Annotated in this window: 14 protein-coding genes and 2 pseudogenes; 2 read left to right on the top strand and 14 right to left on the bottom strand. The window is 74.5% G+C overall.

From position 1 onward, the window contains the following. Positions 1-17 precede the first annotated feature (17 nt). Positions 18-458 (bottom strand): LysM peptidoglycan-binding domain-containing protein, encoded by a 441-nt coding sequence (locus tag FU792_RS04635; RefSeq protein ID WP_022926199.1) that lies wholly within the window; start codon positions 456-458, stop codon positions 18-20. 272 nt (positions 459-730) lie between these two features. On the opposite strand from FU792_RS04635, the gene lexA reads away from it, so the two are divergent. Then, complete coding sequence (lexA, locus tag FU792_RS04630; protein ID WP_028131240.1) at positions 731-1,450, top strand: transcriptional repressor LexA; 720 nt, start codon at positions 731-733, stop codon at positions 1,448-1,450. Between the two features lie 109 nt (positions 1,451-1,559). Here the strand turns inward: lexA and FU792_RS04625 are convergent, their stop codons facing one another. The 5 genes from FU792_RS04625 to FU792_RS04605 all read right to left on the bottom strand — a co-directional run bounded on the left by FU792_RS04625 (position 1,560) and on the right by FU792_RS04605 (position 6,490). Next, a complete protein-coding gene (locus FU792_RS04625; RefSeq protein WP_022926201.1) occupies positions 1,560-1,892 on the bottom strand; it encodes a PRC-barrel domain-containing protein in 333 nt (110 codons plus the stop codon). A 45-nt stretch (positions 1,893-1,937) separates the two neighbouring features. Further along, the gene (locus FU792_RS04620) at positions 1,938-2,828 is read right to left on the bottom strand and encodes an NAD-dependent protein deacetylase (protein WP_022926202.1); all 891 of its coding nucleotides are present in this window, start codon (positions 2,826-2,828) and stop codon (positions 1,938-1,940) included. Next, the gene (locus tag FU792_RS04615; RefSeq protein WP_022926203.1) at positions 2,825-4,315 is read right to left on the bottom strand and encodes a sensor histidine kinase; all 1,491 of its coding nucleotides are present in this window, start codon (positions 4,313-4,315) and stop codon (positions 2,825-2,827) included. Before FU792_RS04615 ends, FU792_RS04620 begins: the two co-directional genes overlap by 4 nt. Positions 4,316-4,317: 2 nt before the next feature. Further along, positions 4,318-5,052 (bottom strand): response regulator transcription factor, encoded by a 735-nt coding sequence (locus FU792_RS04610; protein WP_022926204.1) that lies wholly within the window; start codon positions 5,050-5,052, stop codon positions 4,318-4,320. Between the two features lie 76 nt (positions 5,053-5,128). Then, positions 5,129-6,490, bottom strand: a complete 1,362-nt coding sequence (locus FU792_RS04605; protein WP_022926205.1) for a patatin-like phospholipase family protein — start codon at positions 6,488-6,490, stop codon at positions 5,129-5,131. Between the two features lie 97 nt (positions 6,491-6,587). Between FU792_RS04605 and FU792_RS04600 the strand changes: the two genes are divergently transcribed. Further along, positions 6,588-7,532, top strand: a complete 945-nt coding sequence (locus FU792_RS04600; RefSeq protein ID WP_022926206.1) for a LysR family transcriptional regulator — start codon at positions 6,588-6,590, stop codon at positions 7,530-7,532. Positions 7,533-7,560: 28 nt separating this feature from the next. Here FU792_RS04600 and FU792_RS04595 read toward each other — a convergent pair whose 3' ends face one another. The 8 genes and pseudogenes from FU792_RS04595 to FU792_RS04560 form a co-directional block, all read right to left on the bottom strand. Beyond that, positions 7,561-9,999, bottom strand: coding sequence for a ComEC/Rec2 family competence protein (locus tag FU792_RS04595; RefSeq protein WP_149814572.1), 2,439 nt, complete (start codon positions 9,997-9,999; stop codon positions 7,561-7,563). Further along, positions 9,996-11,039 carry a ComEA family DNA-binding protein gene (locus tag FU792_RS17705; protein WP_022926208.1) on the bottom strand — a complete coding sequence of 348 codons (1,044 nt, stop codon included), beginning with the start codon at positions 11,037-11,039 and terminating at the stop codon, positions 9,996-9,998. Before FU792_RS17705 ends, FU792_RS04595 begins: the two co-directional genes overlap by 4 nt. A gap of 94 nt (positions 11,040-11,133) precedes the next feature. After that, the gene (locus FU792_RS04585) at positions 11,134-11,994 is read right to left on the bottom strand and encodes a DegV family protein (protein WP_028131243.1); all 861 of its coding nucleotides are present in this window, start codon (positions 11,992-11,994) and stop codon (positions 11,134-11,136) included. A gap of 19 nt (positions 11,995-12,013) precedes the next feature. Further along, positions 12,014-14,945: pseudogene (gene leuS / locus FU792_RS04580) on the bottom strand (leucine--tRNA ligase). A gap of 224 nt (positions 14,946-15,169) precedes the next feature. Beyond that, positions 15,170-15,438, bottom strand: a pseudogene (gene rpsT / locus FU792_RS04575) (30S ribosomal protein S20). A 212-nt stretch (positions 15,439-15,650) separates the two neighbouring features. Beyond that, positions 15,651-16,634: a DNA polymerase III subunit delta gene (holA, locus tag FU792_RS04570; protein WP_022926211.1), complete on the bottom strand. Its 984-nt coding sequence runs from the start codon at positions 16,632-16,634 to the stop codon at positions 15,651-15,653. Positions 16,635-16,665: 31 nt separating this feature from the next. Beyond that, on the bottom strand, positions 16,666-16,914 hold the full coding sequence (locus FU792_RS04565; RefSeq protein WP_022926212.1) for a hypothetical protein: 249 nt from the start codon (positions 16,912-16,914) through the stop codon (positions 16,666-16,668). Between the two features lie 222 nt (positions 16,915-17,136). Further along, a complete protein-coding gene (locus FU792_RS04560) occupies positions 17,137-19,359 on the bottom strand; it encodes an ATP-dependent DNA helicase (protein ID WP_028131244.1) in 2,223 nt (740 codons plus the stop codon). Positions 19,360-19,444 lie beyond the last annotated feature (85 nt).

Below are 19,444 nucleotides of genomic sequence, written 5' to 3'. Positions count from 1 at the left end.
GCCGGTCTCCCCTCCGGTCAGCGCCCGGGGATGACGAGCTGCTGACCCGCCGCCACCGACGTGGTGCTCAGGCTGTTGGCCCGCTGGATGCTGGTGATCGCCTGGCTCAGCGGCACCTCCGGCAACTCCTGCGCCGCGATCTCGGACAGCGTGCTGCCCTCCTCCACCACGATCGAGGAGCTGGCGCCGGCCGGTCCGAGCAGCCCGAGCATGGACCATGCCACGAGCGCGACCACGAGGCTCGTCGTCGTAGTCAGCGCCAGCCGGCCCCGCCGCGTCAGCCGCAGGTGTCGAGCCGGCTCCACACGCCGTGCCCGTGCACTCCGGAACTGCGACCCGTCGCCGGAGCGGCCGCGGGCCGACGGCGTCGGCACCAGCCGCAAGTGACCTCGGGCCGCCCCACGCGGACGCGGGACCGGCAGCGGGCTCAGGATGTCGTGCGCGATGGCGGTGCTCATGCTGTTCACCTTCCTCGTGGCGGTGCGGGTCGGACGCGTGTCCGATCGCACGTCTGTTTCATTGATAGCACATGCGTCCGACGCTGTCGACACGCCACCCGAACAGGTGTTTGCCTTGGCCTGGCGCCGGGCGTAGCCTGTGCTCATGTCAGGAACTCAAGCACCCACCACTGACATACCCTCTGACCAGGCATGATGCCGAGACGCCGGGGCACAGCACCACAGCAGCCGCGGCGCGACGAGGGTGGGGCCCGCACGAGGGGATGGAGATCATGGCCACAATCCACGAGATGCCGGATCGCGACGGTGGCGCCGCGCTGACCAACCGTCAGCGCCGGGTCCTCGACGTCATCCGCGACTCGGTCGACCACCGGGGTTACCCGCCGAGCCTGCGGGAGATCGGTGACGCCGTCGGCCTCACCTCACCCAGCTCGGTGGCCCACCAGCTCAAGACGCTCGAGCGCAAGGGCTACCTGCGCCGCGACCCGCACCGCCCGCGGGCGATCGAGGTCGTGCACCCGGGCAGCGAGGGCTCGGGATACCGGCGCCGCGACGCCGAGGCCGGCCCGACACCCACCGAGGTCCACGACGAGACCGGCATCGGTGACGCCCGCCCCCAGCCGTCCTACGTCCCCATGGTCGGCCGCATCGCGGCGGGCGGCCCGATCCTCGCCGAGGAGGCCGTCGAGGACGTCTTCCCGCTCCCGCGGCAGATCGTGGGCGACGGGGAGCTGTTCCTGCTCAAGGTCGTGGGCGACTCCATGATCGACGCCGCGATCTGCGACGGCGACTGGGTCGTCGTGCGCCGCCAGCCCACGGCGGTCAACGGGGAGATCGTCGCCGCGATGCTCGACAACGAGGCCACCGTCAAGACCTACCGCCACCGGGACGGCAAGACCTGGCTCATCCCCCACAACCCTTCCTACGAGCCGATCGACGGCGATCACGCCGTGATCCTCGGCAAGGTCACCGCGGTCCTGCGTCGGGTCTGAGGCCACCTCCCCGACGCGACCCCGGGTGCCACTGCACCGACGACCCCGACCGCGGCGTCGGTCCCCGGCCCCTCCATCCTCTCCGGGGCCGACGCCGCAACTCCTGCGCTCAGCCCGAGGGGGCCGGCCCCTCGTCCACGGAGTAGTAGTCGTAGAGCTGCTCCTCCTCGTCCTCGGTCAGGTGCCCGTCGCACGGGATGTCCGGTGCGTCCTTGATCATCGCGAGGGGGTAGGGCACCTGGATGCGGCCGCGCTGGATCGTGGCGTTGGACACCGGGCAGAAGACCTTGCGCCCGCCGAACCACCCGGTCCGGACCGACACCCACGCCGGGCTCCCCGTGCCGTTGTCGAGGTAGACCTGGCACATCCCGCCGACCTTGTGCCCGTCCTGGTCGACGACCTCGGCGTCGTACATCTCACCCAGCTGCTCGTAGGTGACCACAGCGACCTCCTCGCCGGCGGCCCGTCCGGACCGTCCTCGCCCAGCCTAACCACCGAGGTCGGCGACCAGCGCCGGCAGCACGTCACCGACCAGGGCATCGACCCCTACCGTCGTCTCGGCGTCGCCCCGCGTGCCGCCCCGGGTGACCACGGCGACGGGTATGCCCTCGCGCGCCGCTCGTCGGACGAACCGGTAGCCGCTCATCACCTGCAGCGAGGAGCCGAGCACGAGCAGGGTGCGGGCCTGCTCGACGAAGGTGTAGGCCCGCGCCACGACCTCCTTGTCCACCGAGCCGCCGAAGAAGACGACGTCGGGCTTGAGCCGGTCCTGCCCGCAGACCAGGCACCGGGGCGTGCGGAAGCGTTCCACCTGGGCCTCGGGCAGCGCGACGTCGCCGTCCGGGCGCACCGGCGAGGTGGCGTCGACCACGGCCAGGAACCCGGGGTTGGCCTCGGCGAGCCAGTCCTGCACCTGGGCGCGGGTCGTCACCTCCCCGCAGTCCAGGCACACCACGCTGGAGAGGGTGCCGTGCAGCTCCAGGACCCGTCGGCTGCCGGCCTGCTGGTGCAGCCCGTCGACGTTCTGCGTGATGACGTGACGGACCAGGCCAAGCCGCTCCAGGTCGGCGACCGCGCGGTGCGCGGCGTTGGGCCGTGCGGCCGCGAAGCGGGTCCAGCCGACGTAGGCCCGGGCCCAGTAGCGCCGTCGCACGTCCGCCGACCCGACGAACTCCCCGTGCTGCATCGGTTGCACCCGACGGGTCCCGTCCGGTCCGCGGTAGTCCGGGATGCCGCTGGCCGTCGACATCCCCGCCCCGGTGAGCGCCACCACCCCACCGGCCCTCACCAGCTCCCGGAGCCGGGCATACCTCCCCGGCTCCACCGACGTCTGCGCGGGCAGCGTGAGCGCGCTGTCGAGCGGCCCGACCGCGCTCACCGCGCCCCCTCGCGCGGCAGCGTCAAGACGAAGCGGGTCTGGCCCGGTCGGGACTCCACCCTGACGTGGCCGTCGTGCGCCCGGGCCACCGCGGCGACGATCGAGAGCCCGAGCCCCGTGCTCCCGGCGGCCCGGGAGCGGGAGTCCTCGCCGCGGGCGAAGCGCTCGAAGACGGTCTCCTGCAGCCGCTCGGGTATGCCTGGTCCGTCGTCCTCGACGACCACCTCGACCGCGTCGGCGGTGGCCCGGAGCCCGGTCGTCACGGTCGTCCCGGGCGGGGTGTGGGTGCGGGCGTTCGCGAGCAGGTTGACCAGCACCTGCCGCAGCCGCGCCTCGTCGCCGACGAGCTCCACCGGGTCCTCGGGCAGGTCGAGCACCCAGGTGTGGTCCTGCCCGGCGGCGCGGGCATCGCTGACGGTGTCCAGGCAGACGAGGGTGAGGTCGACCGGCTCCCGCTCCAGCGGCCGACCCGCGTCGAGCCGCGCCAGCAGCAGCAGGTCCTCGACCAGGCCCTGCATGCGCAGCGACTCGGCCTCCACCCGGTCCAGGGCGTGCCGGACTCCCGGGGGCACCGGCTGGCTCTCCCGGCGGGAGAGCTCGGCATACCCGCGGATCGAGGCGAGCGGCGTCCGCAGCTCGTGCGAGGCGTCCGCGACGAACTGGCGCACCCGCTGCTCGCTGGCATGACGCACCGACAGCGCGGACTCCATGGTGTCCAGGAGCTCGTTGAGCGCCTGCCCGACCTGCCCCACCTCGGTCCCCGCCTCCGTGGCCGACGCCGGCACCCGGTCCTCGACCGCCACCTCGCCCCGCTCCAGCCGTTGCTGGGAGACCCGCCGCGCGGTCGCCGCGACCCGGTCCAGGGGTGCCAGGTCCCGCCGCACCAGCCACGCCGAGCCCGCACCCGCCGCGAGGAGCGACAGCAGCGCCGCCGGCAGCAGGATGAGCACGACCTGGCGCGTCGTGTCCGTGACCCCCGCCAGGGGCAGCCCGGTCAGCAGCGTGTCGCCCTGGGCACCGTCCTCCACCACCACCCGATAGTCCCCCACCCCGGCGCCGAGGTCCACGGAGAACGGCTCGGACCCCGTGGGCGACCCGGCGGCGTCCTGCGCCGCCTGCTCCAGCAGGGCCAGCTGGGCGTCGTCCAGCGAGCCCAGCCGGTTGTCCGTCGTGACCACGGAGTTCACCACCGCCTCGCCGTCGCGCAGCACGACGGCGAGCGAGCGGTCGCCGCCTCCTGGCGGGCGGGCGGGACCGCGCTCGTCGAGGTCCTCCCCCGGCCCGGCCGGTGGCGGCTGGTCGAAGCCGCCCCCGACCTCGTCCCCCACCCGCTCGCTGGACAGGCGCAGGTCCTCGTCGAGCTGCCCGACGAGGGTGTGCCGCAGCGCGAGGACGGTGGCGACCCCGGAGACGAGGAGCACGCACGCGAAGATCGCCACCACGGAGGTGACGATCTTGACGCGCAGCGACCTGGGCCGACGGGCCACGCTCAGGATCCCGCGGCTGGCTTGAGGACGTAGCCGGCCCCACGCATCGTGTGGATCATGGGCTCGCGGTCGAGGTCGATCTTCTTGCGCAGGTAGGAGATGTAGAGCTCGACGATGTTGGCCTGGCCCCCGAAGTCGTAGTTCCACACCCGGTCCAGGATCTGCGCCTTGGACAGCACGCGACGCGGGTTGCGCATGAGGAAGCGCAGCAGCTCGAACTCCGTGGCGGTGAGCGTGATCTCGGTCCCGGCGCGCGCCACCTCGTGGCTGTCCTCGTCCAGCGTCAGGTCACCGACGACGAGCACCGAGCCGGACTCCTGGGCGACCACGGCGGTGCGCCGCATGAGGGCTCGCACCCGGGCGACGACCTCCTCGAGGCTGAACGGCTTGGTGACGTAGTCGTCACCGCCCGCCGTCAGCCCGGCGACCCGGTCCTCCACGGCATCCTTGGCGGTGAGGAAGAGCACCGGGACGTCCGGCTCACCGGCCCGCATCCGGCGCAACACCTCGAGGCCGTCGAAGTCGGGCAGCATCATGTCCAGCACCACGGCGTCCGGGGAGAACTCGCGGGCCACCCGCACCGCGTCCATCCCGGTGCCCGCGGCGCGCACCTCCCAGCCCTCGTAGCGCAGCGCCATCGACAGCAGCTCGGTCAGGTGCGCCTCGTCGTCGACGACGAGGACGCGCACGGGGGTCCCGTCGAGGCGGGTGAGGGCGGGGGCTGCGGCTGGCGTCATGGTGGAAGTTCATCCTGCCACCCCGTGCGGCGTCTAGGTGGTTGCTGTGCGCCCGCTGTGCGGCACACCCCGTCGCTCAGCGCCGCCCGAGGGCGGTGATCCGACCGGAGTCGCGCAGCGCGGACAGGGCGTCGGCGCCCGCGGCGACCTGCGGGTGGGGCGGCAGCAGCGCCGCGTCGCGGCGCACCACCTGCGGGCTGTGCCGCCGGATCGAGGCGTCCGCCACGAGGTAGCCGTACCGGCACAGGACCATCTGCTCCTCGGGGCTGAAGGCGTCCAGGTCGGTCCGCACCCGGTGGATCGCCCCGACGACCTCGGGGTCATACCCGTCGAGCAGCGGTCCCGGCGAGCCGGGACCGGACCCGCGCCGCAGGTCGGCGGGCGAGTCCAGCGACCACGTCGCCCCCGCGAGCGTGCCGGCGGCGAAGCCTGCCCGCAACCATCGCAGCCTCGCGGTCTGCCCGCCGCTGGAGGCGATGGACAGCAGCCGCCCGAGACGGCTGAGCACCGACCCTGCCGGTCGCCCTCCGAAGACCGCTCCACCATCGCTGACCAGCACCGTCGCGTGGTCGGACCACACCGGCTCCAGGGCGAGGTTGTCGTAGACCCCGCCGTCCACCAGTTGGATGCGGCGTCGGATCGCCTCACGCACCGCCTCCGGCTCGTCCGGGTCGGCCGCACCGCCGGTGAGCCCGAGGTCGGCACCGTCCAGCTCCAGCGGGCCGAAGAACGGCGGGTAGGCGCAGGAGGCGGCCACGGAGTCGACCAGCCGCAGCCCCGGCGGCGGGGCGGCGTGCCCGAGGCGGTGGTCGCCGATCCGGCCGCGCGGTCCCGCCGACCGGGGGTCGGCGAAGAGCCAGGAGACGCCGTAGCCGATCTCGGTCACCCCGGTGAGCACCACGGGGCCACCTCGGCGGCGGTGCTCGCGCAGGTCGGTGCCCCACCACGGGACCGCGCGCTCGAGCTCGTCAGCCAGCACCTGCACGCTCGGGTCCGGTCGACCCCAGCCGCGGGGGCTGACCCGCGACAGCAGCGCCGGGGTGCGCAGGTTGCGGCGGGTGAGGGCGAGCAGCGGTGCTGCGACGAGCTCCTCCAGCCCGCCGACGCGTCCGCCGCCGGGTCCGGTGCCGCCGTCGGCGTCGGGCCACTCCAGGTCAGGGTGCAGCAGCAGGGTGGCCAGCACGGCCCCGCCGGAGACCGCGCTGAGGCTGCGCAGGGAGCCCAGGACGCCGAGCTCATCGAGGCGCCGCACGGCACCGAGGTGGAACAGGGCGGCACGGAAGCCGCCCCCGGACAGGCACAGGGCGCTGCCCCGCCTCGGTCGGCGTGCCGACGGCCCGTGATGAGCCGTGGCCCGGGCGGCCTCCAGCTGGGCGAGCACCGGGTCGGCGGGCGGAGGTCCGTGGAACGGGGACTGGTGCGCTGACGCGGGGAGCACGCCTCCAGCAGACCGGCACCGGGTGACGCCGGCGTGAACGACGCGGCGGGTGTCGGCGTCGGGCAGGTGACGACCTGCTGCCGCCTATGATCGGGGTATGTTCGACGCCGCAGGGCTGCGCGTGATGCGGGCCATCGCCGACGAGGGGTCCTTCACGGCGGCCGCGGCCTCCCTCGGCTACACCCAGCCCGCGGTCTCCCAGATGGTCCGCCGCCTGGAGCAGCGTGCCGGCACCGCCCTGGTGGAGCGCATCGGCCGGACCGTGCGGCTCACCGAGGCCGGGCAGCTGCTCGCGACCCGTGCCGGCGAGATCCTGGACCGCATCGACGAGGCCGAGGCCGAGGTCATCGCCATCGCCGGGCTCAAGGCCGGCCGGGTGCGGCTCATGGCCTTCCCCTCCTCCTCGGCGACCCTCGTGCCGCGCGCCCTGGCCGAGCTGCGCCGCAGCCACCCCGCCGTCACCGTGCAGTTCAGTGAGGCCGAGCCGCCGGAGTCGCTGGCGGCGGTCCGCGCCGGTGCCGTGGACCTCGCGGTCGCCTTCGCCTACGAGGGGACCGACGCCGGACGCGGCGAGGACGACCTCGACGGGCTGGTCGTCATGGACGTCCTGGACGACCCGGTGATGCTCGTCCTGCCCGGTGACCACCCGCTGGCAGGGCAGGACGAGGTGGACCTGGGCGACCTGTCGGCCGACCGGTGGATCGCGGGCTGCCCGCGCTGCCGTGGCCACCTGCTCACCCTCGCCGACGAGGCCGGCTTCGACCCCGACGTCACCTTCGAGACCGAGGACTACGTCGCCGTCCTCGGCCTGGTCGCGGCCGGGCTCGGGGTCGCGCTCGTGCCGCAGCTGATCCTCTCGACCGTCTCGCACCCGGACGTCGTCGTCCGGCCGGTGTCCCCGCCGTCGCGGCGGACCGTCCAGGTCGTCACCACCCCGGACCTGCAGCGGGTCCCCGCCGTGGCGGCGACCCTCGACGCGCTGTGCCACAGCGCGCGCGACCTGGGCGGTTCGCCCTGCGCGCACGTCACCACCCACGCCTGAGCCCGCTGCCCACGACGCCCTCGGGACCTCACTCCCGCGCGTGCGGCACCAGCCGTCCCCGGGCGTCACGGACGACCGCGACGTCGCCGTGCAGGTCGGTCCGCAGGACCACCGCCCCGGCGTCCGAGAGCAGGCTCAGCACGCCGGGCGCCGGGTGCCCGAAGTCGTTGTCCTCCCCCACCCCGACGAGGGCGATCTCCGGGTCGGCCGCCAGGACCAGCCGCTCGTCCTGCGCCGCCGACCCGTGGTGCGCGACCTTGAGCACGTCGTAGTCGCGCCCCTGGGTCGCGGCCCGCAGCTGCCGCGCGCTCTCCGGCTCCAGGTCGCCGGTGAGGAGCACCGCGGTCCCGCCGACGTCGACGTCCAGCACGACGCTGGCGTTGTTGGCCGCCGAACCCGCCACCGGTGGCGTCGAGGACGGCCAGAGCACGGTCGCGCGCACGTCGCCGACCTCCCATCGGTCACCGACCCGGGCCGGACGGACGGGTATGCCCTCCTCCGCCAGCGCGGTCAGCGTCGCCTCGGCCACCTGCGGGGGGTCACGCACCGGGGTCACGACCGCGTCCCGCACGCGCGCCTCGCGCAGCACACCGGGGAGGCCGGCGACGTGGTCGGTGTGGAAGTGGGTGAGCACCAGGAGGTCGACCTGCCGCACACCCAGGTCGCGCAGGCAGGCCGCGACGGCGTCGGGCTCGGGGCCCACGTCCACCACCAGGGCGCGACCGGGGGCGGTGCGCACGACGAAGGCGTCCCCCTGGCCGACGTCGCACCCGGCGACCACCCAGCCCGGCGGGGGCCAACCGCGCAGACCGGGCACCGGCAGGGCCGAGGCCAGCAGGGCGCAGACGACGGCGGCACCACTCCAGGGGTGCCGCAGGCCGAGCCGGAGCAGGCGGGGGCCGGTGGCCAGCAGGACGACGGTGAGGACGGCGAGCGTCCACGCTCCCAGGGCGCCGTCCCACCACTCGATGCTGCCCAGCGGGGCGCGGGCGCCGAGCCGCGCGATCCGCCCGATCGCCCACGCGGGCACGGCCGCCGCCCAGGCCAGCACCGAGGCAGCCGGGGTGGACAGCGGGGCCAGCAGCGCCGCGAGCAGACCGAGGATCGTGGTGGGCGGCACCAACGGTGCCGCCAGCAGGTTGGCCAGCACGGCCACGGTCGTGATGTCGCCCTGCAGCAGCACGATGACCGGGGCGCAGATCACCTGCGCGGCCAGGGGCACCGCCGCGGCCCGGGCCGGCAGGCCGGCCCACCGCGGGAGCACTCCCGCCATCACGAGACCCCAGGGCCGGGCCCACAGCACGAGACCCAGGGTGGCCAGGGTGGAGAGGGCGAAGCCGAAGGAGCGCGCGAGCCACGGGTCGACGCACAGCAGCACGACGACCGCACCACCGAGCAGCGGCAGGCTGGCCCGGCGCCGGCCGTGGGCGAGGGCCACCAGCGCGACACCGCCCATCACCCCGGCCCGGAGCACCGAGGGCTCGGGGCGGCACAGCAGCACGAAGCCGACCAGCCCGGCCAGCACCAGCGGCAGGCGCCACCGACGCGGCGCCCCCGCACGGGCGACAACCAGGGCCACGCCGCCGACGACGATCGCGACGTTGCTGCCGCTGACCGCGCTGAGGTGGGTCATGCCGGTGTCGCGCATCACCTGGGTGAGGTCCGGCGGGGTCAGCGAGGTGTCCCCGACGACGAGCCCCGGGACCAGCGCCCGGGCGTCGGTCGGCAGCGGGTCGACCGCTTCGCGGAAGCTCGCGCGCACGTGGTCGACACCCCGCAGCAGCGCCGGCGGTCGCTGGACGACCGTGGGCGGCCCGCGGGGCACGAGCACGGCGACGGCGCGCTCGCCGGGTCGAGCCGGTGACCACCGGCCCGACACCTCGACGACGCTGCGCCACGCCACGGCCCCGTCCGCCCACCCCTGCCCCGCCGTCGCCATGACGACCACCGGCGTCGCCGGTCGCGTCGTCTCGCCGCGGGCGCTGGCGCGCACCACCCGCCCCTCGAGGACGACCAGCGGGTCGCGCTCGTCGGCCCGGGAGACGAGCCGGGGCTCGGTGGTGACGAGCACCTGAGCGGTCGTCACCGCTCCCTCCCCCGCCCAGCCCGGCACCGGCCCGGCCCGCGCGGCGGCCAGGTGCAGGCTCGCCGCTCCCACCACGAGCGCGGTCGCCGCGGCGCAGAGGGCCAGCACGCGGCGCCAACCCCGCGTCGAGGCACCTCGCCGGTGGTGAGAGGTGCCACGCCCAGCCCCTGGTCGCGCCCGGACCACGTGTCGGCGCGACCGGCCGCTCGGCCACCGCGGGACGACCAGGGCCAGCGAGGCGACCAGGGCCACCGAGGCGACGAGGGAGGAGACCCATCGTGGTCCGCCGAGCACCGCCACCAGGACGGCCCAGGCGGTGAGCGCCGGCAGCAGGAGCCGGACGTCGTGCACCGCCGCCTGTTGCGCGTCGCGGGCGCTCATCCAGCGACGGTGACGAGTGGCTCGAGCTGCTCTAGCGTCCGCTCCCCGATCCCGCTCACCTCCAGCAGCTCGGCGACCGCGGTGAAGGCGCCGTGCTCCTCGCGCCACTGCAGGATGCGGCCGGCGGTCACCGGGCCGACGTCCGGCAGCTCCTCGAGGTCGGCCTGGGTCGCGGTGTTGAGGTCGAGCAGCTCCGTCGGTGCCTGCGCCGAGGCCGACCCTGCCCCCTGCGATCCCGGGTCACCGTCGGGCCCCGGCCCGGTCGCTGGCGCCCCCGCCACCCAGCCCGGCGGCGGGTCCTCCCCCGGAGCACCCACCCACACCTGCTCGCCGTCGACGACGGCACGGGCGAGGTTGACCGACCCGGCATCGGCCTCACTCGTGAGCCCGCCCACCGCGTCGACGGCGTCCACCACCCGGGCTCCTGCCTCGAGCTCGACCACACCGGGGGCGGCCACCTGTCCGATGACGTGGACCAGCAGCGGGCCCGGGGCGGTCTCGGCAGCGGTCGCCGCCTGGCCACCCGGTGCCGCACCGGCCGGCGTCGATCCGGCGGGCGAGGACCCGCCCGGCGGCATCGCGGTCGGCTGCACAGCGGCCTCCCCGCCCGCGTCCGGCCCGGGACCCTCCTGGGCGCCGGCGGAGCCGTCCTCGGCCCACCCGGCCGTGGCGGGCACCGCTGTCGCGCGCTGCTCGACCCACCACCAGCGACCGCCGAGGACACCGAGCACCAGGACCACGACCAGGACCATCCCGCCGACCGCGCGGGCGCCGACCCCGATCTGGGCCATGTGACCCGCGCCGGGCACCGCCACGAGCACGCCGTGCGCGGCTGGGTCCGCCTCCAGGTGCGGTTCTGGGTCCGGGTCTGGGTCCCGGCCCCGACCCCGCGCCCCGTCTCCGGGGGTGGTGCGAGTCATCCCGTCCGCCACCGACACCCGGCCCGGCGCCGATGGCCCGACGTCCACGTCGCCGGCGTCCGGGACCGCCACCCCTCGTCCCGTCCGGTGCCGCCCGGTGTGCGCGTCGTCGTCCCCCATACGCCGCACGCTAGGAGTCCCGGGCCCGGCTCGGGAGAGGGCGCGTCAGATCTGTGGACGGAAGCGTCGGGCGCCCCAGGGTGTGGACGACGGCTCAGCCGCCGTGGGCCACGACCACACCCAGCGTCCCCGGGCCGGTGTGCACGCCCACCCCGGGGTCCAGCGGTGCCATCTGCGGCTCGACCCCGACCCGCCGGGCCAGCGCGGCCGCGAGGTCGCCCGCAGCCTCCTCGGCCCCCAGCTCGTGCACACCGAGCCGGGGGCGCCCGCCGTCCTCGCGCACCCGCTCGGCCGCCTGCGCGGCGAGGTCGCCGAGCCGGGCCAAGGCGCGGCCCCGGGTGCGCACGCGCTCGGCGAGCACCACCTCCCCGTCGTCCACCCCCAGCAACGGCTTGATCGCCAGGGCCGAGCCCAGGACCGCCTGCGCCCGACCCAGCCGGCCACCCCGGCGCAGGTGCTCCAGGCTGTCGACGTAGAACCACGCCCGCGCCCCGGAGGCCCGCTCCCGGGCCAGGCGCTCCACCTCCTCCAGGCTCCCTCCCTCGCGCGCCAGGCTCGCGGCGTCCAGCGCGGCCCAGCCCAGCGGCAGCCCGACGGTGCGCGCGTCGACCACCCGGACCTCCACCTCATCGGCCAGCTCCTGGGCCGCCAGCCCGGCGGCCTCGGCCGTCCCGCTCAGCCGGCCCGAGAGGTGCACCGACACGACCCGGCGGCAGCCGGTGGCCGCCACCAGTGCGCGGTAACCGGTGACGAACTCCCCCGGCGACACCCGGCTGGTCGTGACCCGCTCGCGTCCGGCGCGCAGCACGTCGACGACCTCGGCCTGCGTGACCTCGCGCGAGTCCCCGCGGCGCCCCTCCACCATGACGTGCAGCGGCAGCACGTGCAGCGGCACGCCGTCCTGCGGACCGGGCGGCAGACAGCTCGCGCTGTCGGTGAGGAGGGCGACGTCCATCGGGCCAGGGTCGGCGTGCTCAGACGACGATGTTGACCAGGCTCGGTGCCCGGACGATCACCTTGCGCACCGGCATACCGTCGAGGAAGCGCTGCACCTTCTCACTGCCCAGCGCCAGCTGCTCCAGGTCCGCCTCGCTGATGTCGGCCGCGACCTCCAGCCGGTCGCGCACCTTGCCCTTGACCTGCACCACCGCGGTGACCGCGTCCTCCACGAGCAGCGCCGGGTCCGCCTCGGGGAAGGCGGCGTAGGTCAGGTCGTCGTGACCGAGGCGCTCCCACAGCTCGGCCGCCAGGTGCGGCGCCACCGGCGCGACCATCTGCACCAGCGGCTCGACCACCGCCCGGGGCACGCGATCCAGCTTGGTCAGCAGGTTGTTGAGCTCGATCATCCGCGCGATCGCGGTGTTGGTGCGCAGCGCGGCGTAGTCGGTCGCCACGGCGTCGATCGTCCGGTGCAGCGCCTTCTCCACCTCGGGGGTGAGTGCGTCGGCGTCGTCGCTGACCGTGACCTCGCCGGTCTCCTCGTCGATGACGTTGCGCCACAGCCGCTGCAGGAACCGCTGGCTCCCGACGACCGCGCGGGTCTCCCAGGGCCGGTACTGCTCCAGCGGCCCCATGCTCATCTCGTAGACGCGGAAGGTGTCCGCGCCGTACTGCTGCACCATGTCGTCCGGGGTCACGACGTTCTTGAGGGACTTGCCCATCTTGCCCTGCTCCTGGGTGACCGGCGCGCCGTTCCAGGTGTATGCCGGTGCTCCCCCGTCGGCGGAGGGGTGCTCCTCCACCTCCGCCGCGGGCACCGGGAAGCCCCGCTCGTCGCGGTAGACGTAGGCCTCGATCATCCCCTGGTTGATGAGCCGACGGAACGGCTCCTCCGAGCTGACGAAGCCCAGGTCGAAGAGCACCTTGTGCCAGAAGCGGGCGTAGAGCAGGTGCAGGACGGCGTGCTCGACACCGCCGACGTAGAGGTCGACGCCGCCGGGGTCCACCGCGCCCGCGGGCGCTCCCGCGACGGTCTCCTCGCGCGGCCCGATCCAGTACTCCTCCACCGCCGGGTCGACCGGTGCCGCGGCGTTGGCCGGGTCCAAGTAGCGCAGGTAGTACCAGCACGACCCGGCCCAGTTGGGCATCGTGTTGGTCTCGCGTCGGACCGGCACCGGGCCGCGCCCGTCGCCGAGGTCCATCGTCGTGTGCACCCAGTCACCGGCGCGCGCCAGCGGCGCCTCCGGCTGGCTGTCGGCGTCGTCCGGCTCGAAGGTCCGCGGCGTGTAGTCCGGCACCTCCGGCAGCGTGACCGGCAGCTGGTCGTCGGGCACCGGCGTGCGCGACGCCGTCCTCGTCCCAGACGACCGGGAAGGGCTCGCCCCAGTAGCGCTGCCGGCTAAAGAGCCAGTCGCGCAGCCGGTAGGTCACCGTCGGACGACCGCTCCCGACCCGCTCCAGCCAGGCGATCATGCGCTCCTTGGCCTGCGCGACGTCCAGCCCGTCGAGGCTGACCTCGTCGTTGGCGGAGTTGATCGCGGGCCCCTCGCCGGTGAAGGCCTCGTCCTCGGGGTGGCCCTGCGTCGGCTCGACGGTGCGGACGATCGGCAGGTCGAGGGCACGCGCGAAGTCCCAGTCCCGCTGGTCCTGCCCCGGCACACCCATGACCGCGCCGGTGCCGTAGCCCATGAGCACGTAGTCGGCGACGAAGACCGGGATCGGTCGCCCGGTCGCGGGATTGGTCGCGAACGCCCCGGTGAAGACACCCGTCTTGGTCTTCCCCTCGGTCTGCCGCTCCACGTCGCTCTTGCTCGAGGCCTGCCGCTGGTATGCCGTCACCGCGTCGCGCGGGGTGGCGGCACCGCCGGTCCAGGCCCCCTGCGTGCCGGCCGGCCAGGTGTCGGGCGTGATCTGCTCCACGAGCGGGTGCTCCGGGGCGAGCACCATGAAGGTGGCGCCGAAGAGCGTGTCCGGGCGGGTGGTGAAGACCGTCACCGGCTCGGTGCCGCCGGCGGTCGTCGGCACCGGGAAATCGACTTCGGCGCCGGTGGAGCGCCCGATCCAGTGCCGCTGCATCAGCCGCACCTTCTCCGGCCAGTCCAGCCGGTCCAGGTCGTCGGTGAGGCGGTCGGCATACGCCGTGATCCGCATCATCCACTGTGACAGGCTGCGCCGGAAGACGGGGAAGTCGCCACGCTCGGACTTGCCGTCGATGACCTCCTCGTTGGCCAGCACCGTGCCCAGCCCGGGGCACCAGTTGACCGGCGCCGAGGAGACGTAGGCCAAGCGGTAGCTGTCGAGGACCTCGGCCTGCTCCGCCGCGCTCAGCTCCGCCCAGGGGCGCTCACCGGGCAGCTGCCGCTCCCCGGAGGCGAGCTGCTCCACCAGCTCGGCGATCGGCCTCGCCCGCCCGGGACCCGACTGGCCGGACCCCTCCCGCGGTGGCGCGTCGGGGTCGTACCACGAGTCGTGGATCCGCTGGAAGATCCACTGGGTCCAGCGGACGTAGTCCGGGTCGATGGTGGCGAAGGTGCGGCGCGGCTCGTGCGAGAGCCCGATCATCCGCATCTGCCGCCGGTAGGTCGCCATCGCCTCCTCGGTCGTCACCCGCGGGTGCTGACCCGTCTGCACGGCGTAGTGCTCGGCGGGCAGCCCGAAGGCGTCGAAACCCATGGCGTACATGACGTTGGTGCCGGTGGTGCGCAGGAAGCGGGCGTAGACGTCGGTGGCGACGTAGCCGAGGGGGTGCCCGACGTGCATCCCGGAGCCGGAGGGGTAGGGGAACATGTCCATGACGACGCGGTGCTCACGACCGGCGGACAGGCGGGGGTCGTCCGGGTCGGCCCAGGGGCCGGCCGGGTTGGCCGAGGCGAAGGTGTCCTCGCTCTCCCAGCGGTCTTGCCAGCGGCGCTCGATCTGGCCGGCCAGCTCGGCGGTGTAGCGGTGCTGCGGGATGCGCTCGCTCATGCCTGTCTCTCGTCTCGTTCTCGCTGCGGGGTGGCGCTCGTGATCGGTGCAGACGAAAGCCCCTCACGCAGGAGGGGCTGGCCGCGCTCGCAGGTATGCCGTCTGCTCAGCGCGGCCCGGTCAGGAGAAGCTCGCAGCGGGTCGCCATGGTGCGCCTCATGATAGCGCAGCGGGCGCCCACCCGGTCGGGGTGGACGCCCGCTGCGTCTCGCTGGCGGTCGCGCTCAGGCGCCGAGCGAGTTGAAGCGCTTGGCCATGGCCGACTTCTTGTTGGCGGCCTGGTTCTTGTGGATGACGCCCTTGGAGACGGCCTTGTCCAGCTTGCGCGAGGCGGCCTGGAGGGCCTGCTCGGCAGCGCCGGCCTCGCCACGGTCCGCGGCCTCGCGGAAGCGGCGGACGAACGTGCGCAGCTCGGACTTGTAGGCGCGGTTGCGCTCGCGGTGCGCGCGGCGTTGGTCTTGACGCGCTTGATCTGGCTCTTGATGTTTGCCACTGAGAACTTCCTGGTCAGTCGTTGGTCTGCTGTCGTGAGGGCGACACCCGCGCTCCGGCGAACTGGCGTGGGGATGCCTGGCGATGTCCGGCGCACGGGGGTGGTGCGGTGATCTCGCGTGAGGTCCACGAGAGATCCACGAACGCGCACGACCGAGCGCGCACGCAACGGTCAAGGCTAGCAGCGGCCGGCGCCACGCCCAAGTCGGCTCCTCAGCGGTTGCGCAGCCGGCACACGGTCAGCACGACCCGCTCGACCGCGTGCTCGGGGCTGCGCACGGCGGCCTCGGTCCGCAACCCTCCCTTGACGTCGACATCGGCCCGCGCGACCGCCTGGATCGCCGCGCCCAGCCGCTCGCCGTCCCAGCCCTGGCTGGTGCGCCGAGCAGCGTCCACCTGCCAGGGCGCCATCCCGAGGTCGCGGGCCAGCTGTGCCGAGGAGCCGCGGCCGGCGGTCGCGACCTTGCCCACCTGGCGCAGCTGCAGGGCCAGCACGGCCACGATCGGCACCGGGTCGAGCCCTCCGAGCATCGCGTGCCGGAGCAGCGCCATGGCGGCGGCCTCGTCGCCGGTCAGGGCTGCCTCGGCCACTCGGAAGCCGGTCGTCTCGACCTTCTCCCCGTAGTAGGTGGTGACGTCCTCGGTCTCGACGAGCCCGTCCACGTCCCGGATGAGCTGCTCGCAGGCCGAGGCCAGCTCGCGCAGGTCCTTGCCCACGGCCAGCACGAGCGCGCCCACCGCGTCGGGGGCGATCTTGCGCCGGGCCGTCCGGAACTCCTCGGTGACGAAGTCGTGCTTGTCGCGCTCGGTCTTGACCGCCCGGGCCTCGATGACCCGCGCGCCACCCTTCTTGAGCGCGTCGAGGACCCGCTTGCCCCGGTTGCCGGACTTGTGCAGCACCACGAGCGTCACGCCGTCGGCGGGCTGGTCCAGATAGCCCGCGAGGTCCAGCACCAGGGCGTCGTCGGCCTCGTCCAGGTCGTGCACCACGATGACGCTCCAGCCGCCGAACAGGCTGGGGCTCGCCTGCACCATGAGCTCGCCGGGCTGGTAGCTCCCCGGGTGGATCCGGACCACCTCCGCGTCCGCCTCCTGCGCGCGGACCGTCACGAGCACCGAGTCGACCGCGCGCTCGGCCCGCAGCTCCTCGGGGCCCGTCACGAGCACGAGGGCGGGGACGTGGGCGTCTGCCGTCATGGGTCACAGCCTGGCACGGCCCACCGACACCTCAGTCCACGGGCGGGAGCGTGGCCCGTGCCCACGTCGACCCACGCGTCTCGACCAGCAGGATCTCGGCGACGTCCGCGCGCCGGACCGCGGCGTTCATCTCGCAGTCCAGCGGCTCCTCGGTGCCGAGGAAGCTGCCCGAGACGACCTGATCTCCCGCGGCCGTGACGAGCACGCCGTCGTACGCCGCACCGGGCTCGGCGCCGGCGATGACGAGGACGGTCTCGGTGCCCCACGGGTGGGCGATCACGCTCAGGCTTGACCTCGGACCCGGGCGGCGCACCCTCCGCCTCGAGCGCCACGCCGGTGCGCCCTGCGTCTCCTCACCGTGGCAGAGGCCGGCACAGAAGTCGCCGTGAACGCGACCGAGTCGCCCGTCGTATGTCCTGGCGCGTCGCCCATCAGACCCGGTCTTCCCGCCGGAGGCCCACCAGTGACGGGGGTCCTTCCGATCCTCCGGCGGGAGGACCGATCAGCGGCCGCCGGCGTCCGCACCCTCCAGCTCCAGCCCGAGCTGGTTGAGGCGCGCGGCCACCTGGTCCGGGGCCAGCCCGAGGTGCTCGGCGAGCTCGACCAGCTCGACGCCCGAGTCCACGCCGTCGCGCAGCTCCTCGTCCTGCTCGGTGCTCCACGCATGCCCACCGGTCACGGCCGTCCTCGGGGAGCGTGCGACCGGCACCGCAGTGCCGCTCCCCACCAGCGGCGCCCCACCGAGGCCCCGTGCGCCGGGCTCGGCCACGGGGACCGGCTCGGGCGCCGTCTCGTCGAGCCGCCGCAGCGCACCCAGGACCAGCTTGGTGTCGGTGGTGGGCCAGAACGGCGGCAGCGAGCGCTGCAGGAAGCCGGCATACCGCGCGGTCATCATCCGTGAGTCGAGGAAGGCGACGACCCCCCGGTCGTCGCCCCGTCGGATGAGCCGGCCGGCCCCCTGGGCCAGGCGCAGCGCCGCGTGCGTGGCGGAGACCGCCATGAAGCCGTTGCCGCCCATCCGACCGATGGCCTCGGTGCGCGCCGAGGTCAGCGGGTCGTCGGGGCGGGGGAACGGGATGCGGTCGACGAGGACGAGCTGGCAGGCCGACCCGGGCACGTCGACCCCCTGCCACAGCGAGAGCGTCCCGAACAGGCAGGTGCTCGCCTCACCGGCGAACTCGCGCACCAGCGTCGGCAGCTGGTCCTCGCCCTGGCAGCGCACCGTGATGTCGGTGTCCGCGAGCCGGCCCCGCATCTCCTCAGCCGCGGCCTCGGCCGCGCGCCGGGAGCTGAAGAGCCCCAGCGTGCGCCCGCCGGCCGCGCGCACGAGCGCCTCGATCTCGTCGAAGACGACGGTGCCCGCGCCGTCCCGGCCTGGCGGCGGGAGGTGCTGGGCGACGTACGCGATCGCCTGCTGGGGGTAGTCGAACGGGGAGCCGACGTCGAGCCCCTCCCACGCCGGCGCGCCCACTCCCCGCAGCCCGATGGTCCCGGCGACGGCGTCGAAGGTGCCCCCGAGCTCCAGGGTGGCCGAGGTGAGGACCACGGTGCGCTCGTCGAAGATCTTGTCGCGCACCATCATCGCCACGCTCATCGGTGCGACCCGCAGCACGCTTCCCCGCCGCTGGTCGTGGCTGATCCACACGACGTCGAGCTCGGCCTCGCCGAGCACCCGCTCGCTGGTGTCGAAGACGTCCTGCACCGCCGCGAGCGCGACCTGGGTGCCGCCGTCCGGCTCGGCACCCTTCTCCGGCTTCAGCTCGGTCAGGGTCGCGCGGGCGGCGTCGCGGACGAGCTGCAGCGCGGTGACCAGCCGCTCGGGCAGCTGGCCCAGCGTGCCCTCGGGCGTGTCGGCGAGGGCGGCCTCGAGCAGCTCGGCGGTCTCGGCCAGCCGCTCGGCGGCGTCGTTCTTGCCGGCCCGTCTGGCCGCCGCCGACACGGTGGAGGAGGCGAGCTCGTCGGTGATCGTCGAGGTGACCCGGTCGGTCAGCTCGTGCGCCTCGTCGATGACGAGCAGGTCGTGCTCGGGCAGCATGAACCGCCCCTCGAAGGCGTCGATCGCCATGAAGCTGTGGTTGGTGACGATGACGTCCACCTCGGCGGCAGCCGCCCGGGAGCGCTCGACGAAGCACTCGGCGACCACGGGGCAGCGGCTGCCGAGGCACTCGTGCGCGGTCACCGACACCTGCCGCCACGCCCGGTTGGTCACGCCCGGCACCAGCTCGTCCCGGTCTCCGGACTCGGTGACCTCCGACCACTCACGCAGCCGGGTCACCTCGTCGCCGAGCCGGGACCGCTCCCGGTCCACCTGGCCCATCGCGAGCAGCGCGTCCTCGTCGTCGTCCGGGAAGCCGCCGACGAGCTTGTGCTGGCACAGGTAGTTGGAGCGGCCCTTGACCAGCCCGAACGTCGGCCGTCGCCCGAGCAGCGGCTCGAGGGCCTCCGCGATCCGGGGCAGGTCCCGGTCGACGATCTGCGCCTGCAGCGCGAGCGTGGCAGTGGCGATCACGGCGGGCTTGCCGGTGCGGACGGCGTGCGCGATGGCGGGCACGAGGTAGGCCAGCGACTTGCCGGTGCCGGTACCGGCCTGGACGAGCAGGTGCTCCTCCCGCTCGACCGCGCGCTCGACCGCCCTCGCCATCTGCAGCTGTCCCGGTCGGTCGCTGCCGCCGACGCCCCCGACGGCCGCCCGGATCAGGGCGTCGAGGTCGTCGGTCGCGGGCATGGAGCCAGGGTATGCCGTGGCGCCCACGCCCGGCGCCACCGTCCACAGGCCGGGCCGAGCGCCCCGGTCGGTGCCCCTGCCCACG

Source organism: Serinicoccus marinus DSM 15273, from assembly GCF_008386315.1.
GTDB lineage: Bacteria > Actinomycetota > Actinomycetes > Actinomycetales > Dermatophilaceae > Ornithinicoccus > Ornithinicoccus marinus.
The sequence above is the reverse complement of the archived record's forward strand: the minus strand, read 5'-3'. Positions and strand labels throughout refer to the sequence as shown.